Origin of the sequence: Mycobacterium sp., from assembly GCF_035570115.1 — a bacterium.
Taxonomy (GTDB): Bacteria; Actinomycetota; Actinomycetes; order Mycobacteriales; family Mycobacteriaceae; genus Mycobacterium.
The window spans coordinates 1-17623 of record NZ_DATMLH010000088.1 but is presented as its reverse complement, the minus strand read 5'-3'; the positions used below and the strand labels follow the sequence as shown (position 1 = coordinate 17623).

Below are 17623 nucleotides of genomic sequence, written 5' to 3'. Positions count from 1 at the left end.
CTCGATGATCAAATACGAGTGGCGGACTAGTCTCAGTCCCGACGAATCGGCCGAACTGTCCGACCTGCTCGGGCGGGCCGCAGAGTACGATACCGAGGCCGAATACAACAGAATCGACTTCGTCGAGGTCGATCGTGCGATGGCTGAATCCGATTCGTCAGTGCGCCATCTGGTGATCTGGATGCTGTCCCACGCCACCGCGATGGGTGAGCCCGACCAACCCGATCGCATCGCCGGGTTGATCCGCCTGGAGTGCTCGCCAGACGGGTCCGCGAACGCCAGCGCCGTGATCGACCCGCAGCTACGTTCGATTGGCATCATGACACTGCTGGTAGAACGGGTCGGCTTGGACACGGAACGTCCCGGCGGCTGGCTGGACACCGGTGCCCACACGGTGACCGCCTGGGCACGAGGTAACCATCCCGCGGCCGGCCGGCTTTCCAACCGGTTTTTGATCCCGCGCACCCGGCGGGTCTGGAAACTCGTCCGATCGGCTGACGCCGTCGAGGACGCCACCGCTGCACCGGTTCTGGAACCTGTCGATGATGCGGCGCTGGCTGACCTGGGCTGGGTATCGGCGCTCCCCGGGAGCGACCACACCTGCGCGCTGCGTGAGGCCGGGCGCATTGTCGGGGTGACCGCACTGGATCTGCGCGCGGTGCCATCTGAGGAGTTCGGTCACTGCGCCACCATCGTTTGGGCTTTCGCCACACCGGCCGCCGATGCGCTGCAGCGCCGGCGCCTACTCGACGGTGCGGCAGCCGTTGTCCACGAGGCCGGGATGACCGGCGTGATCATCCACGTCGACTCCGATGACACCGGCATGGTCAATGCCTGCCGACTGGTCGGCTTTCAACACGACCGCACCGACGTCCGCTATCAAATCGGTGGGCAATCATGACCGACACGATCCCGGCCGACCTGGCCAGCACCGTCGTCGCCCATGGCAAAGCGGTTGCCGCGGGCGACAATGACACGGTACTGGCCGATTTCCTGCCTGACCGCATTGGTCAGTTGATCGCGTCCGCCGACGTCCCCGCCCGGCTCAAGGGTGCCGAAGTACGCACTATCACCGAAGCCGGGCCAGGACAGTACGACGCCATCATCCGCTACACCAAACTCGACGACCAGTGGTTTGAACTACGCAGCCGCTGGGTGTGTTTCACCGACGGCACCTGGCGGGTGTCGAGCGTGCGCAACACCCCCGACACACCGCCGTGGATGGGCCTCACCGGCCCGTCTGACGACGGGCTCGACACAGCGCACTGGGAAGGGCTGCGCGCCGGAAAGCTGCTGTTGCAACGCTGCCGCCAGTGTGCGACCTGGATCTGGTCGCCGCGGCCAATCTGTCCGGCTTGCCATTCCTTCGACACGGGTTTCGAGGCCGTCGACCCGGTGGGCATCATCTATTCGTGGACGCGAACCTGGCAGCCGTTCAGCCGAGAGGCCACCGGCCACCTGCCCTACACCGTGGTGCTGGTCGAACTACCCGCGGCCGACGCCCGCCGGGTCCTGGGCGTGCTCGCCCACGCGGACGGGCTGACCCCACGCATAGGTGCGGCGGTGCAAGGGATCATCGAGCAGCCTCCCGACGACCGGTACTGGCCCCTGGTGCGCTGGCACCTCGACCCTGATTCCGACTTGGAGGCGCGGTGAGTGGATTTCGCGCTTCGACCGCGGTGGTGGGAGTCGGCGCCACCGACTATTACAAACGCGGCACCAGCCCGCTGTCGTCGGCACAGCTGGTGCTGCAGGCGATTCTGCGGGCTTGCGACGATGCGGGCACCGACCCGCGCGCCATCGACGGGTTCGTTTCCTACGCCGGGGATTCCAGCGAAGGCCTGGCCATCGGCGCGGCGCTGGATGTGCACGAGGTGCGCTGGTCGACGCAGGTGTGGGGCGGCGGAGGTGGCGCGGTGGCGGCGGCGGTCAACTGCGCTGCCGCCGCGGTACACAGCGGTCAGGCTAGCTGCGTGGCGGTCTACCGGGGCCTATCGGAGGCTACCGATGGGCGCGGCGCATACAACAAGGGGCACATGGGCCACCTCTATGGCGCTCACGGCATGCTGGCTCCCGCCCAGGTGTGTGCGATGCGCACGCAACGGATGCTCGAGGTCGACGGCGTGCCGCCCTCGACGCTGGAGGCAGTGGCGCTGGCCGGTTACCACCACGCCCAAAACAATCCGCGCGCAGTCGCCTGCGGTCAACCGCTCGACCACGACCGCTACCAGGGCGCCCGGCTGATTTCCGAACCGCTACGACTTTTTGACTGCTCACGTGAAAATGACGGCGCCACAGCAATTTTAGTCGTCAGCGGCGCACGCGTCGGCGACTACCGCGGGGTGCCGGCGTACATCCTGTCCGGCGTGCAGGGCGCCGCCGCGGGCTGGACCGAGTCAGTCGAAAACGAAAACAACTACACCAGCGCGGGATTTCATCCCGCACTGGTGAAGCGACTGTGGGACGGTGCTGAACTCACCGCCGCCGACGTCGACGTGGCGCAGGTGTATGAGAACTTCACCGGGCCCGCGGTGGCGTCGATGATCGATCACGGACTGTGCCCACCTGGGCCGGCCGCCGGTGAGGTTCTCACCGTCGATAACTTGACCGTCGAGCGCGGTCGCCTGCCCATCAACACCGCGGGCGGAAACATCGCCGAAGGATTCGTGCACGGCATCGGCCTGGTCGCCGAGGCAGTCCGTCAGATCCGCGGCGGCTCGCCCAATCCTGTTACTGGTGCCGATGTCTCATTGCTGATCGGCGGTCCGATGGCCCCGCTGGTCAGCTCGACCGTGTTCGGGTCGGCAGCCACAATCTGACCCACCGGAGAATCGAGGAAGAATATGGCCGCGACCGTCGGATCCGCACTGCACTGGTGGGCACGAACCAAGGGCGGCGAGCCCGCGATCCTCCTCGGATCCGACCAGCTCAGCTATCGGCAACTGCACGACTGGTCCGGGCGGTTGGCCCGGCGGCTGGCCGATGATGGCGTAAAGCCCGGTGACCGCGTCGGCCTGCTGGCGCCCAACGCACTTCAGTGGCCGGTGGCGGCGCTGGCGATCATGAAGGCCGGGGCGGTGCTGGTGCCCTTCAATGCCCGCCTGAAGCCCGGCGAGGTCCGCAAGATCGCCGACGACGCCGGGCTAAGCATGTTGATCGCCGCGCCCTCCCATACCGCGATCGCACACGAGGCACGCCAAGCCGGCCGCGAATTCGCGGTGCTGTCTTTTGACAGCGTCGACGCGGAGCGGACCGGTGATCCCGACGATTTCCGCGTCGACCGTGCCGGCGAGGAGCCGATCGCGGTGATCTTCACCAGCGGGTCCACCGGCCTGTCCAAAGGTGTCGTCCTGACCAGCAACACCTTGCTGGCCATCGTGCTGGAGAACACCCTGACCGAGGAGGGTTTCCGGCCGGGCACGGTAACGTTGCTGGTGTTGCCGCTGGCATTCACCCCGGGCCTGGTGTACGGACTGCTGATCACCACGGTGCTGGGCGGAACCCTGGTCGTCGAGCCGGAACTCAATCCGTCCCGCGCGGTCAACCTGATCCAACAGCACTCGGTGCGCGCGATCTTCGGAGTCCCGCTGATCTTCGAGTCTCTCTCTCGCGCGGATGAATTCGAAGATGCCGACCTGAGCTCGCTGCAGACCGCGATCGTCGGCGGCGCCGCCGTGCCGACCGACCTCCTGAAGCGCTGGGCCGACAAAGGGGTGTTGCTGCGCCAGATCTACGGAATGACCGAGGCCGGAGGCGTCGCCACCGCCACGCAGAAGGCCGACGCGCTGGCCCACCCCGACTCGTGCGGCATCGGCTCGATCTTCACCGAAGTGGCGGTGATGGCCGACGATGGCTCGCCGGCCCCACCGGGTCAGCACGGCGAGATCGTGGTGCGCGGCCCCGGGGTCACCCCGGGGTATTGGGACGATCCGGAGTCCACCGCCACCGCGATTCGTGACGGCTGGCTACACAGCGGGGATGTCGGAACACGCGACGCACAGGGGCGCATCACCTTTCTCGACCGCATCAAAGACCTGATCATTTCCGGCGGAATCAACATCTCACCGGTGGAGTTGGAGGCGGCCATCGCAAGCCTTGACGGCGTGGCCGAGGTCGCGGTCATCGCCGCGGCCGACCCGCGCTTCGGCGAGACTCCCGCAGCGATCATCACGGTAGCGCCCGAAGCCCAGGGCCTCGACGAGGCCGCCGTAATCGCGCACTGCGAACAACTGCTGGCCGACTACAAGGTGCCGCGCTACGTGGTGCTGCGGTCGGAGCCACTGCCCCGGCAGCCCAGCGGCAAGATCGCCAAACGGGCCGTCCGAGAGGAATACCATGACATCGGCCAACGATTTACCCGCGCGAGGTGAGGCCGGGCCCAACGCGGGCGCGCTGTCACCGCCGGCAGCATCGCGCAGCCACGCCCCGCAGGGCAGGATCGGGCGGCACACCAATAGCAGCGTTCTCAGCGGCGACGCCACTGAGGCACGTCGGCAGATCTTGGCCGCTGCCGAGATCGTGATTGCGCGCTACGGCGTCTCGAAGACCACGATGGACGACATCGGCAAGCAAGCCGGCGTCTCCCGGCCCACCGTGTACCGCTATTTCGGCGACCGCGATAACCTGTTGGGCGCGTTGATCGAGCGGCGCGCGCGGATGCTGTTCGACCGAGCCCGCGACTACATCTTCGGGTTCGAGTCGTTCCCTGAACAACTCGTCGAAGGGCTGTTGTATCTTATCGACCACGGCCGCAGGGACCCGATCGTGCGGACTCTGGTTGGCCCCGAATACCTCGATGTGACAAGCTCAATCGTCAACGGATCCGCACTCGCCGCCGAATTGACGGCCGAGATGTGGGCGCCAGTGCTCCGCCGGGCAGCCCAACGCGGCGAAATCCGTTCGGACTTGGACGTAATGGCGGTCGGCGAGTGGCTGGCGGTGGTGCAATTTATTTTGCTGGGGAACCGCGATGTTGCCAGCGCCGACGATCCAAGCACCCGACTACTACTGAAAACGTTTGTGCTGCCTGCGTTTATGCCTGCCGCCTGAGCGGCACTTCAGGCGGCGTGAACCGTGCTGGCCGCGTCCACCGACGTCAATGACCCGAGGTGCCACCGTCGACGGCGATGGTGGAGCCGGTGATATAGCTGGACCCGCACCGGTAACGACTGCGACGCGACCCGTGCTGCGGAACAGATCAAGCACGCTATCGCTCGTCGACACCGCCGATTCCACCTTTCAATTTTCCAACTGCGCGTCCGGCGTTCAGAAGACGCTGTAGGCGCCGTCGACGACCACTTCATTGCCGGTGTGGAAGGTCAGACCAGGGTGCGCCAGAAACGCTGCGACGGCGTAGTAGTCATCCGCAGTTGCCCAGCGGCGCAGTGGAGTTCGTGCAGTTGTGGCTTGCAAGAACTTCGCGTTGGCATGCGACTTCTCGGTCATCGCTGTGACGGTCCACCCCGGTATCAGGATGTTGACCCGGACGCCGTGGCGGGCCAACTCCACGGCCAAGGTTCGGCCCAGGCCGACCAGACCACTTTTGGTCGTGGCGTACGACGCCTGCCGGGCGGCTCCGTAACGCGACACCGTCGACGACACCACGACGATCGACCCGGCACCGTTGTCGACCATGTGCCGTGCGGCCGCGCGCGTAGTCAGGAAGCTGCCGTCCAAATTGGTTCGCAAGACGCGCTGCCAGTCGGCCAAGGTAGTGTCCACATACGGAGTGGTGTCGGCAATACCGGCGTTGGCGAACAGGCTGTCGACACGGCCGTAGCGCTGTAGGGTGGCGTCCATCGCCCGCTCGACATCGTCTTCGGCGGCGACATCGCAGACCACCGACCAGGCTTGAACGCCGTCGGCGCGCAACGAAGCCACCATCGCTTGGTTGCGCTCGTCGTTTCGGGCCCAGATCGCCACCGCGGCCCCGGCAAGCCCCACACCCCGAGCGAGCGCGGCGCCGATGCCGTTATTGCCCCCGGTGACGACAACTGTCATACCGCTCAAGTCGTGGGTGCCCGAAGGCGGATGCGCGGAGTTATGGGCGCCAGTCCCGTCAGCGTTCGTCACGAAGTGAGCTTATGCAACTCTCGGCGGAATATGTGGTTCACCAATTCATTGCGCCCCAACAGCATGGGCCCCGCGTTCGCGCTTTCCATGGCTCCCTGCGATCCCCGCAGCAGCGGAAAGTCTTCGTCGTAGAGCACCGCTTGCAGGATGGCCCAATTCTTGTCCCAAAGCCGTTGCCAATCCGCCTTATCCATCCCGGCGTCCTCGACGGTAGGCACCAGCGTCCGCATCTCCATGTGGCACCGGCCGGCCACGCTGGGATGGGGCCGAAACGTCAACAACTCGAAGTGGGTGGTCTGGCGAAGCAACGTGCTGTTGGGCAATAGGAAATGCCCGTCGATGACGTGTTTCGCCAGGAGGTCGACCGACGGGTCGTCGTCCAGCACACGGTCGATCGACTTGCGGGGGGTGGTCATGCGGGCATGGCGGCCGTAGTCTTCGACGGTCTGCACATTGGTGTATACGTGCTTGCCGGCGGAATTGGGATGCGCGTATTGGATGTGGTAGTTGTCAATGAACGCGTCCTGCATGATCTTCCAGTTAACCGGCTCGTCGTAACCCGCGCTGCGGAAGGTGATGAGCCGATCGATCCGGTAGCCGGCCAGCATCTCGTCGACGGCTTCGCCCAGCCATTCGGCCACATCGATGGACGCGGTGGCCTCGTCGACCATCCATACCAGCCCGTGGCGCTCCTGGGTGGGCAGCTGGATGAGGCCGTGCTGGGCGCGGTCCACGTCGCCGAAGGTATTCCCGCGCGTCACCGTACGCAGGGAGCCGTCGGGATCATAAGACCAGCGATGGTATCCGCAGGAGAACAGTCGACAGCTACCGCGCTCCCGCTCCTCAAGCAGCGCACCGCGGTGCCGGCAGTGGTTGACGAACGACTTCACGCTGCCGTCCCGCTGGCGCACCACGAGGACTTTGTTGCGCGGCATCTGCACGGTGAGGAAGTCACCCGGACGCGCTATCTCGGAGCCGTGGCACACAATCGACGGCACCCTGCCGAACACCAATTCGCGTTCACGCGCCGCGATCGCCGGATCGGTGAACTCGCCGGGCTGCACGGCGACCACCTGCTCGTATTCGTCCGTGGTGCCATTTTTCAAGTGATTGAGCATCTTCCATATGCGTCCCTGCGACGCCGTCAAAGACTGTGTCACCGCCGCGTCCTCCTTGCGATCCGCCATGTCAACGCGCTATCTCAATACCTACTACCACTAGGTTTACACCATTCGCTCCGACAAACAAAGACCACCCCAACGGCGGTACTCCCCGCCGGTTGAGGCGATGCCGCGGACCCGCAGTGAGGAGTCCGCGGTGACGCTTGACACAGTTTACCTATACTCATAAGTTATGGGCATTGACCGCTCCCTCGGCGGCAATCGGTCGGCGGCGCGCACAAAGGCGCGGACGCTTTACGCGGGCCATTAGGGCAGCCCCCTGGTCAGCGCAACAAAGGCTACGGCAGGAGCGAGCTTGGTCATGGCCACCACCACCAACGCAGTCCCCGCAGATCTCGTCGTCGACTTCGACGTTTACGATCCCACACTGGCCGCGCCGGAAGACGTGTTCCAGCAGCACGTTCTGGAGTTGGCCGCCGTCGGCCCGGTGGTCTACTCCCCGTACTACGGCGGGCATTGGATCGTAACCCGGTACAACGAGATTGCCGAGGTGCTGCGCGACCCCGCCCGCTTCTCCAGCTATCCGAACAACCTGGTGCCGCACGGCTTCGGCAAGTTCATCCCCCTCGAGTACGACCCACCTGTGCACACGGTGTTCCGGCACGCGCTGCAGCCACTTTTCAACCCGAACCGCATGAACGCGCTGGAATCCCAGATCCGCGCCATCGTGACCGAGTTGATCGACGGTTTCGCCGCGCGCGGGTCGGCGGAGTACATCGCCGAATTCGCCCATGAGGTGCCGGCGAGGGTGTTCCTGGCGTTGATGGGCTGGCCGCTGCAGGACGCGCCGATGTTCACCGAGGCCACCGACACCACGCTGCACGGCATACCGGGCGCCAGCGAGGAGGAGTCCATGGCCGCCCGGACCGAAGCGGCCGGCAGGATGATGAGCTACTTCGCCGCGGTGGTCGCCGACCGGCGCACCGGGTCAGCGGACGCATCCGACGTGACTGCATCGATCATCAACAGCGACATCGAGATCGACGGTGAGCTGCGACAATTCACCGACGACGAGCTGTGCAACATCTTCATGCTGCTACTCATCGCCGGCCTCCATACCACCCAGGGGTCGTTGGCCTGGGGCATCATGCATTTGGGGGCGAACCCGGAGCAGCGGGCGGCGCTGGTCGCAGACCCCAGTTTGATACCCGCGGCAGTGGAGGAAGTACTGCGGATGGAGGCCGCCGTCTCCGCGGGACGCAGCGTGGTGCACGACACCGAACTGGGCGGCGTGCGGCTGCGGGCCGGCGATCAGATGTTGGTGATCCTCGCCGCCGCCAACCGCGACGGACGAGAGTTCGACAACCCCGACAACATGGAAGTGACCCGCACACCGAACCGCCACCTGTCGTTCGGCACCGGACCGCATCGGTGCCTGGGCTCTCATCTGGCGCGCGTTGTGTTGCGCATTGCCTTCGAGGAGCTGCTACGTCGGTTACCCGATATCGAGCCTGATCCCGACCGATCGTCGATATCGAACACCGCGCAAGTCCGCGGAGTGCTGGAATTGCACACTCGCTTCACCCCTGAGGCACCGACAGCATAACCGGCCCATGCGATCCAATTTTGTTCCGGCAGAAGGAACTCCAGTCGGACAGCCAAGAAGGCGGTGAATCACCGGCCGTGCAGTACAACTTTCACGCCCACCGAATCACCGGCGGGATCTGTGCCGACGACCGCTATTGGGAAGCATTGGAGGAAGGCATCTTTGAGCTTCCTCGTTGCGCGGACTGCCGGCGATGGATATGGCCGGCACACTTCCGCTGTGGGCAATGCGGGTGCTGGCAGGTGTTGTGGGAACCCGTGGATCCGGTCGGCACCGTCTACGCCTGGACACGCTGCTGGTACACGTTCGATCGCACCGCCGAGCGCACGCCCGATGTGCCCTATGTCGTGGTGTTAGCTGAGATTCCGGCCGCCGAGGGCGCCCGGGTCGTCGGCGTGCTGCGCGGCCCCGAAAAGCAATTGGGCATCGGAGCGGCGGTTCGCGGACACATCGATGCGCCATCGGCAAAAACCAAGGGATACGCGGCGATTCGTTGGGAACTGACCGCAAAGTGAGACCCGCACTATGAGCAATGCAATCAACACGGTGCTCCGTGGAACCACAGCAGTCGTCGGAATCGGCCAGACACCGTTCTACAAGCGCGGGACCTCCGGACAGGCCGCCCTCAAGCTTGCGCTGCAAGCTATCGTGTCGGCTTGCGAAGACGCCGGGATCGATCCCGCGGATATCGACGGATTTGTGTCCTACGGTTCCGAACGTAACGATGGGCAACGCATGATGCCCGCGCTCAACACCAAAGAGCTCCGGTTCGGCGCGCTGGTATGGACCCACGGTGGTGGCATCCCGGGGGCTTTAGGGCTGGCCGCGACGGCAATCGTGACCGGCCAGGCGAACGTGGTCGCCGTATATCGGGCAATGTCAGAAACCGGCGGACAACGCTTGCGTGTTGCTGTCGCCCAGGACGATACGGCTGCCCAGCAACTTGTCAACGGTTTAGACGGACCCGCGCAGATGTGCGCTATGCGCTCGATGCGGCTCATCGAGGCCGAAGGGGTACCGGCGCGCACACTGCGGGACATGGCGCTGGCGTCGTACTATCACGCGCGGCGCAACCCGGCCGCGGTTGGACGCGGAATCGAGCTCGACGAATCGAAATACGGTTCATCACGGTGGATCTCAGAGCCCTATCGTCTATTCGACTGCTCGCGCGAAAACGACGCTGGGGTGGCATGCATCATGGTTTCCGCCCAGCAAGCCCCCCATCTGCGCCAGCCGCCGGCCTACCTGCTCGGCGCGCCGATGGGTGCGGCGCGCGGATGGGGAATGCTCGAAGAGAACCACAACCCGTACTGGTCGGCGGGTTTTCAGGGCGTCGCGAAAAGGCTGTGGTCCGAAACCGGATGCCACCCCGGCGATGTCGACGTTGCGCAGATCTACGAGAACATGACCGGCATGGGCGTCTCAGCGATCATCGAACACGGCTTTTGCACCCTGGAAAACGCCGCTGAGTTCATCACGTTCGACAACCTCATCGCGCCCAATGGCACACTGCCCATCAACACCTCAGGCGGCAACCTCGCCGAAGGCTTCATCCACGGGATGAGCCTGGTCAACGAAGCCGTCCGCCAGATCCGCGGCACGTCGCCCAATCAGGTTCCCGGAGCAGCGCTGTCGCTGATGACCGGCGGCCCCGGCGACCCGGTCGTGTCCACCGCCCTGTTCGGCAGCGCCGACACCCTCTGACTCCACCGGTTGCCGACAGAATCGACCGCATTGCCCCAATCCTCTAAACCTACTAGCATTAGGCCCTTGAGTATCAGCGACATCAGCCTGGATAGGGATGCGTTCTTCATAGCCGGCGCGTGGTTGCCCGCGTCTGCACCGACAGGCACCACTGAGGTGCTCGAAGCGGCCACCGGCAACGTGCTGGGCAGCGCGGCATTGGCGGGCACCGCCGACGTCGACGCCGCGGTGAGCGCCGCAGCAGAGGCGCTGCGCGGTCCGTGGGGGGCCACATCGGGGGCCCAGCGCGCTGAGGTGATGCGCGCGATGGCGACGTCGCTGCAGGCGCGCGCCAAGGACACCGCCGCTCTGGTCAGCCGCGAAAACGGTATGCCGCGCCGACTTTCCCTGGGCGCCAACGGCTTTTTCCCGTCCATCGCGCTGAACTACTACGCCGGACTGGCCGAACACATTGACGACGAAGACGTGCGGGCCGGCGCGCTTTCGCAGGTCAGCGTGCGCCGCGAACCCGTCGGGGTGATCGCGGCGGTGGTCCCGTGGAACTACCCCATGAGCCTGGCGGCGATGAAGATCGCCCCAGCGCTGGCCGCCGGCTGCAGCGTGGTGCTCAAACCGCCGCCGGAGACAGCACTGGACGCCTTCGCGTGGGCGGATGCCGCGATCGAGGCCGGCCTGCCCGCCGGAGTGCTCAACGTGATCCCCGGCGGCCGCGAGGCCGGTGCCGCGCTGGTCGCGCATCCCAGGGTCGACAAGGTCGCGTTCACCGGCTCGACCGCCGCCGGACGGGTGATCGGCGAAATCTGCGGGCGGCTGCTACGGCCGGTCACGCTGGAGCTTGGCGGCAAGTCCGCGGCGATCGTCACCGACGACGCCGAATTGGACGCCTTTGTCGCCGCGCTGCCCGACATCTGCCTGCCCAATAACGGCCAGACCTGCCATGCCAGTACCCGCATCCTGGCGCCGCGGTCACGCTACGCCGAGGTCGTCGATGCGGTCACCGACACAGTCCGCGGGCTGCACGTCGGCGATCCGCTGGACAAGGCCACCCAGATCGGGCCGTTGGTCAGCGCGGCCCAACGTGCCCGCGTGCTCGGCTACATCGACAGCGGCCGAGCCAGCGGCGCGCGGCTGACTACCGGAGGCGGCTCCCCGGCCGATCAGCCCCTGGGCTGGTTCGTCGAACCGACGGTCTTCGCCGACGTCGACAACGCCATGACGATTGCCCGTGAAGAGATCTTCGGGCCGGTGCTGAGCGTGCTGCCCTACGCCGACGACGACGAAGCCATCGCCATCGCCAATGACTCCGACTACGGTCTGGGCGGCACGGTGTGGACGGCCGATCCGCAACGCGGCGCTGAGCTGGCGGCGCGGATGCGCACCGGATCGGTGGGAATCAACCACTACGCCCTCGACGTGGTCGGGCCGTTTGGCGGTGTCAAGGCCAGCGGGCTGGGTCGTGAACTGGGGCCCGAGGGCCTGGCACCCTACGTTGCGTTGAAGTCGGTGTACCGGCCACCGATCGCGGACGCCGCCGTGTCCACACCGCAGCGGTGATCGTTGACACCTACTAATCTACTGAAATAAGGTTTTCTCCGGATGGCCGCATATGCGGGCCAGCCGGATGTTGATCAGAACCGCGTCTGGGTCACGCCGCACCGGCTGTGGCGTTGACCGCTTTTCGCGACGCTGTGGCCCAATCCGCAAGGGAGAGCGCACGCGATGACCGAACTGGTGACCGACGGCTTGAGTTACTGGGCGCGGCAGTCCCCGGAACGCGCGGCCATCGTGTTCGACGGCACCGACACCATCGATTACCAGACGTTGGACCGGTGGACCGATAATGCCGCCCGGCATCTGACCGCTGCCGCGCTTGCGCCCGGCGACCGGGTCGGCATCATCGGCGACAACAGCCTGGAGTGGGTCGTTTCGGCGATCGGAGCGCTGAAGCTCGGGGCCGTCGTTGTCCCGTTGAACAACCGCTTCACCCCCGAGGAGTTGCGGTATCTGATCGACGACTCGACCCCTTGCCTTGTCCTCGCCGACGACGCCCACCGCGACCGGATCACGATGGCTGTGCACGGAACTTCGGCTCAAGTGCGGCGTCTGGAAGACTTCGTCGCGTTGCGCCACGAACAGCATCCGCCACTTCCCCGCCGCGAGGATGCGCAACCGGACGACATCACCCAAATCGTCTACACCAGCGGAACGACGTCACACCCAAAAGGTGTCATCTTTACCCACCGCAGCACCTTCAACCTTGTCGCCGACCTGGCCATCACCGAGCCGGCGCTTCGGCCCGGCGCTCGAATCATCTACACGCTGTCGATGTCGGGCGCCCCCGGGTTGCTCTGGCACATCCTGCACCCGTTGATCAGGGGCATGACGATCTTCTACGAGCGCGGCTTCGATGCCGCCACCACGCTGCACCGACTCGCCACTGAACGGATCCAAATCCACTGTGGCGTTCCCGTTTTGTACGAACGCATGGCGGCCCATCCGGAATTCGAGTCGGCTGACCTGTCGGCGTTGGAGTTGGCGACGATCGCTGGTGCCTCGGCCCCCGTTTCGCTGATCAAGTCTTGGCTGGAAAAGGGCGTGATCGTCCAGCAGGCCTACGGAATGACGGAACTGGGCGGGATTTCCACCATCAACCCGAAGGATCAGGCCGTCGCGCGGCCCGAGTCGATCGGTCGCGGAACAGTTTTCACGCGGCTGCGCGTCGTGCGGCCCGACGGTAGCGACTGCGATCCCGATGAGCCCGGCGAGATCATCGTCTCCGGCCCGGGCATCACCCCGGGGTATTGGCGAAACGATCACGCCTACGCCGCCGCGATGCGCGATGGCTGGTTTCACAGCGGCGACATCGGGATCAAAGACGCCCACGGGATTCGCGTTGTCGACCGGCTCAAAGACATCATCATCACCGGCGGCTTCAATGTCGCCCCTTCGGAGATCGAGGCGGTGGTCGCCGAGATACCCGGCGTGATCGAGGCTTGCGTGGTGTCAGCGTTCGACGCCACATTCGGTGAGGCACCCGCGGCGATCATCTACACCGAAAAGCACGTGACACCAGAGGCAGTCACCGAACACTGTCGCGCGCATCTCGCCGGTTACAAGGTGCCGCGCCACGTCATCGTCGAGCCCACGCCATTACCTCGGATGGCCAGCGGCAAGATTGCGCGACGCCAAATCCGTGACGCTCACCCCGAGCTGATGCAACACACGCAAGCGGCCGGGTGAAGCATCTAGGAGACTGTCGACTCCTCGAGATCCGTTGCAGCCGAGCCGAAGTTGCCCCAATGCTGCGGGGGCGGCGCCGTCTCCGGCACACCCGGCGCCGCACCGCGCAGGAAACTGCGGATGGCCTCGGCGAACCCGCCCGTGGCGGATCGCTGATTGGCGGCCACCGCCGCGACCAACACCGGCTCGGTGGCTGGATCGGCGTTGCCGAATGGGCGGCCTCTCCCCTCGTCGCCGTGCATCGCCTCGGTGATACCGGCACCCAGGGTCAACTTGTCCAGGCCGTCTAGGATCAACACCACTTGTTCCAGCGGCACACCGATCTCGATCAGATACATTGCGGACTCGTTGTAATTGCGGATCAGCACATCGCGGGGCATGAACTGCAGTAACAGCGGCACAGCATTGTGGTGGCGCATTATCGATTCACGAAATGCCAAGCTCAGCGCGACAAGCCACTCAATCCAATTGGGCACCGACTTGGGGTCGGGCAAGCGTGTCTCGACCACGATTGCCCGCGCCACCGCCCTCAAGATCTCCGCTTTGTCCTCAAAGTGGTGATAGAGCGACGGCGCCTGCACATTGAGCTCCCGCGCGAGCCGGGGCAGGCTGAACGCGTCTAGGCCCTCCGTATCGATGATGCGCAGCGACGCTTCCACGACGGCGTCACGGCGGATTAGGGGCTTGGAGGGGCGGGGCATAGTCACAGTATCGACTATCGGCGGCTCGAAAGCAGCAATAGAGCCCGCATTAACCTAAAACCAACAGGTAAACCGCCCCACGAGTGCGTGAGATTGCCCCGGCTGCGTCGCTTAGGGTCGCCTAGCCGTCGGTTTGGCCCGGCCCGGAGTCCGCCAAGGCTTCAGCCAGGGCCTCCCGGGAATCTACTGCGAGCTTGCGGAAGATATTGCGCAGATGCCACGCAACGGTATTGCGTGAGACGAACGTCAACTCCGCGATACTCCGATTGTCGTGACCCGATGCGGCGAGCTGAGCGAGCCGCCGCTCGGTCGGGGTCAGCGATTCGGTGCCGACCCGGGCCGGGCGGCGTGGACGGGCGCCGGCTGCCACAAGCTCCTCGCGCGCGCGGTTTGCCAGTGCCGTCGCCCCGCCACGGTGCGCGACATCTAGGGCGTTGGTCAACGGCTCACGCGCAGCCACCCGCGATCCGGCGCGGCGCAAATGAACCCCGAGATCAGTGAGCGCCCGCGCGAGTTCAAGCCGGGCGCCGGTTTTCTCGAGGATCGCCACGGCCTCGCGGAGGGTAGCCAGCGCCTCCGAAGGCTCGTGCACGAGCGCGCACCGTCGAAGCGCGGCGCCCAGCGCGATGGGGGTTTCGAATCGCCGGGCGAGCTCGATCTCGGAGTCGATGAGCTGACGGGCTCGCTCGGTGTCGCCCGCGGCAGCGGCAACCATGCATGCCAGCGGCCGCCACGGCAGCACCGCCGGGTTGATCATGCCGTAGTCGCGCAGCGACTGGACTGCTGCATCCAGGTCTGCCTGTGCCGCCGCGATCTCCCGGCGGCACAGTCGAAGCCGCGCCCTCGCGACGTAGAACCAAGCGTTGATTCCCAACGCTTCCGGGGGTGCCAGCTCGTGCTCGCCACGGGTCAGCATGTCGGCGGCTTGATCCAATTCGCCGCGCTCGATCATGCAATGCACGAGCGTCGCCAGCGCGGTCGGAGCCAGGGCGTGCCAACCGCGGTTCATCCCCTCGACCGCGATTTGCGCGTCCACCATCGCATCGTTGACGCGGCCCGCCGCATAGCACACCAGTGCCCGCATCAACGCAGCCTCGGCGAACGCCAAGGACGCGCCGCGGCTGCGTGCGTCGGCCAGCACGGCATCGATATGTGTTTCCGCCGCCTCTAGCTCGCCACCGTAGAGCAGCGGCAACACAACAAGATTGACCACCGGCGATTCCGATGTCTGTTCGAGCAGAAGTCTGCCGTCGGCAATGGCCATGCCCGCCAGATTCGCCGCCCTGGACGCCGGGGGCTCCGTCAGCGACACGTGTAGTGCCCGTGCGGCCAGCATCGCCCTGTCACCGGCACCCTGTGGCGGCGCCACTTCGGCGGCGCCCAGCGGGTCGACTCGGCGGTGCATCGGCGCCAGATAGTATTCAGAACACATCGACGATGCCTGGAATCGCCGAAAGACCTGTAGGTCGCCGTCCTCGAATAGCTCGGCGCCCCAGCGGAACGCGGCGGCGGCCTCCCCGTACCTGCCGTAGCGGTAAAGCGTTTGCCCCAGCGAATACAACGCATCGGCCCGCACCGTCGGCTCGTCGATCAGCAGCAATGCCTGCTCGAAGCGCTGCAGCGACGTCGTCTGGCCCGCGGCCGCCTCGGTGAGACCGAGGTCAATCAGAAGACGCGGCGAAACCGAGTCGTTTGGGGCGGTGTCCAGTGCGCGGCGCAGATAACGAATCGCGGTCGCCGGAGATCCTTTTCGTGCGGCCGCACGGGCGGCCGCATGAAGAACCCCCGCCACCCAGGCCTCCTCGCTCGGCGTGGCCTCCAGCAGGTGGCGCGCGATGACCTCCGAGTCGGATCCGGTGGCCGCGAGCAGCTTTGCCGCGCGCGCGTGGGCTTCGGGTTTCTCCCCGGGCGCTAGAGAGGCGTAGGTCGCCGAGCGGATCATGGGATGAGCGAACGAGGCTGGGTCGGCGGTGTCGAAGACCCGCGCCGCAACGAGCTGCTCGGCGGCGGTGACCGCCTGGGCGGGTCGCAGCGCCGCCAAACGGGTGACGACCGCCAGCGACGCCCCGTCGCCCAACACGGCCGCAGCCTTCGCCAGTTCGCGGGGATCCGGTCCCAGACGCGCCAGTCGGCGGGCGATCTGGCGTCGCACCGAGTGCGGTGTTCGCAACGAACCCCTGCTGGCCGCGGTGATGTCTGACTCGTCGCGCAACTCCGCGATGACCTCGCTGACCAAGAAGGGATTCCCACCCGTCTCGTGGTGCACGGTGTCGATCAGGGCGTCATCGACCGGACACTCCAGGCCCGTTGCGAGCAGCTCCCCGACCGCCAGCCGACTGAGTTCGGGCGGGCGAATCGACGGTGCCGCACTGCTCTCCCAGAGTGCAGAGACCAGATCCGAGTGGGTCTCGGGGTCATCGGTGCGCACAGCGGTCAGCAGCGCGATCGGCAGATCCTCCAGCCGCTCGCCCAGATAGGCGAAAAACTTCAGTGAGCCGGGATCGGCCCACTGCGCGTCGTCGACGAGCATGGCGAACGGCCCGTGGCTGGAGAGGTTGACCATGAGCCAGTACAAGCCGTGAATGACGGTGAACTCGTCCGTTGTGACAGTGTGCTCCGCCGGCTGGACCCGACGACTCACCATCGTTTCGGCGAGCACCGCCGGGCCACTGAGCAATTCGGCGCGCTCGTCGGCGGTGGCACGCACTAACCGTGCTTCCACCAATTCGACGGCCATACCGAAGGCGAGCTCCCGAGTGAGTTCGCTGCCCCGCGCCCGCAGCACCGTGAAACCGGCCTCGGCCGCTAGTGTGGCGGCCTCGTCCAGGAGGTACGTCTTGCCGATACCGCTGGGTCCCTCGATCACGCAGGCCTGCCCGCGACCGCCCCGCGCGTGTCCAATAACGGAGCGCAACGCATCCAATTCGCGGTCGCGCTCGAGCGGGTGAACGGGTCTCGACTTTATTCGCGCAGTATCGCACTAACCGAAAACCCACCATAGGGCCGTGAAAAACCTCCTCGGGATTGGTGGCGACTGCGGCCCGTTGCGGGCGATACGTTGCCGCCATGGGTACGAGCACGCAATCGAAGACGTATGACGTGGTGGTCGTCGGCGGCGGCCACAACGGCCTCACCTGCGCGGCATTTCTGGCCAAGGCGGGCAAGCGGGTTTTGGTGCT

General features: G+C 65.8%; 15 protein-coding genes. 11 read left to right on the top strand and 4 right to left on the bottom strand.

Annotation, left to right across the window (positions count from 1 at the left end; all coding sequences use genetic code 11):
• Positions 1 to 4: 4 nt before the first annotated feature.
• The 5 genes from VNW74_RS07640 to VNW74_RS07620 are packed head-to-tail and all read left to right on the top strand — an operon-like array spanning position 5 to position 5049.
• Complete coding sequence (locus tag VNW74_RS07640; protein WP_325675998.1) at positions 5 to 901, top strand: hypothetical protein; 897 nt, start codon at positions 5 to 7, stop codon at positions 899 to 901.
• Positions 898 to 1656, top strand: coding sequence for a Zn-ribbon domain-containing OB-fold protein (locus tag VNW74_RS07635; RefSeq protein WP_325675997.1), 759 nt, complete (start codon positions 898 to 900; stop codon positions 1654 to 1656). Before VNW74_RS07640 ends, VNW74_RS07635 begins: the two co-directional genes overlap by 4 nt.
• Positions 1653 to 2819, top strand: a complete 1167-nt coding sequence (locus VNW74_RS07630; RefSeq protein ID WP_325675996.1) for a thiolase C-terminal domain-containing protein — start codon at positions 1653 to 1655, stop codon at positions 2817 to 2819. Before VNW74_RS07635 ends, VNW74_RS07630 begins: the two co-directional genes overlap by 4 nt.
• A gap of 24 nt (positions 2820 to 2843) precedes the next feature.
• Positions 2844 to 4370, top strand: coding sequence for a class I adenylate-forming enzyme family protein (locus tag VNW74_RS07625; RefSeq protein WP_325675995.1), 1527 nt, complete (start codon positions 2844 to 2846; stop codon positions 4368 to 4370).
• Positions 4336 to 5049, top strand: coding sequence for a TetR/AcrR family transcriptional regulator (locus VNW74_RS07620; RefSeq protein ID WP_325675994.1), 714 nt, complete (start codon positions 4336 to 4338; stop codon positions 5047 to 5049). The genes VNW74_RS07625 and VNW74_RS07620 overlap by 35 nt, the downstream gene beginning before the upstream one ends.
• Positions 5050 to 5265: 216 nt before the next feature.
• Here VNW74_RS07620 and VNW74_RS07615 read toward each other — a convergent pair whose 3' ends face one another.
• Positions 5266 to 6072 (bottom strand): SDR family oxidoreductase, encoded by an 807-nt coding sequence (locus tag VNW74_RS07615; protein ID WP_325675993.1) that lies wholly within the window; start codon positions 6070 to 6072, stop codon positions 5266 to 5268.
• Positions 6069 to 7232, bottom strand: coding sequence for an aromatic ring-hydroxylating oxygenase subunit alpha (locus tag VNW74_RS07610; protein WP_414686624.1), 1164 nt, complete (start codon positions 7230 to 7232; stop codon positions 6069 to 6071). The genes VNW74_RS07615 and VNW74_RS07610 overlap by 4 nt, the downstream gene beginning before the upstream one ends.
• Positions 7233 to 7554: 322 nt before the next feature.
• Here VNW74_RS07610 and VNW74_RS07605 point away from each other — a divergent pair, with 322 nt between their 5' ends.
• The 5 genes from VNW74_RS07605 (at position 7555) to VNW74_RS07585 (ending at position 13743) form a co-directional block, all read left to right on the top strand.
• Positions 7555 to 8799 (top strand): cytochrome P450, encoded by a 1245-nt coding sequence (locus tag VNW74_RS07605; RefSeq protein ID WP_325675991.1) that lies wholly within the window; start codon positions 7555 to 7557, stop codon positions 8797 to 8799.
• 20 nt (positions 8800 to 8819) lie between these two features.
• A complete protein-coding gene (locus tag VNW74_RS07600; protein ID WP_325675990.1) occupies positions 8820 to 9314 on the top strand; it encodes a Zn-ribbon domain-containing OB-fold protein in 495 nt (164 codons plus the stop codon).
• Positions 9315 to 9324: 10 nt separating this feature from the next.
• Positions 9325 to 10503, top strand: coding sequence for a thiolase C-terminal domain-containing protein (locus VNW74_RS07595; protein ID WP_325675989.1), 1179 nt, complete (start codon positions 9325 to 9327; stop codon positions 10501 to 10503).
• A 66-nt stretch (positions 10504 to 10569) separates the two neighbouring features.
• Complete coding sequence (locus VNW74_RS07590; RefSeq protein WP_414686622.1) at positions 10570 to 12057, top strand: aldehyde dehydrogenase; 1488 nt, start codon at positions 10570 to 10572, stop codon at positions 12055 to 12057.
• Positions 12058 to 12222: 165 nt separating this feature from the next.
• On the top strand, positions 12223 to 13743 hold the full coding sequence (locus tag VNW74_RS07585; RefSeq protein ID WP_325675988.1) for a class I adenylate-forming enzyme family protein: 1521 nt from the start codon (positions 12223 to 12225) through the stop codon (positions 13741 to 13743).
• A 5-nt stretch (positions 13744 to 13748) separates the two neighbouring features.
• Here VNW74_RS07585 and VNW74_RS07580 read toward each other — a convergent pair whose 3' ends face one another.
• Both VNW74_RS07580 and VNW74_RS07575 read right to left on the bottom strand, forming a co-directional pair.
• The gene (locus VNW74_RS07580; protein WP_325675987.1) at positions 13749 to 14444 is read right to left on the bottom strand and encodes a TetR/AcrR family transcriptional regulator; all 696 of its coding nucleotides are present in this window, start codon (positions 14442 to 14444) and stop codon (positions 13749 to 13751) included.
• Between the two features lie 121 nt (positions 14445 to 14565).
• Positions 14566 to 17409 (bottom strand): ATP-binding protein, encoded by a 2844-nt coding sequence (locus VNW74_RS07575; RefSeq protein WP_325676050.1) that lies wholly within the window; start codon positions 17407 to 17409, stop codon positions 14566 to 14568.
• Positions 17410 to 17510: 101 nt separating this feature from the next.
• Here VNW74_RS07575 and VNW74_RS07570 point away from each other — a divergent pair.
• Positions 17511 to 17623 (top strand): FAD-dependent oxidoreductase (locus tag VNW74_RS07570; protein ID WP_325676049.1); only part of this gene is annotated, 113 nt, incomplete at its 3' end.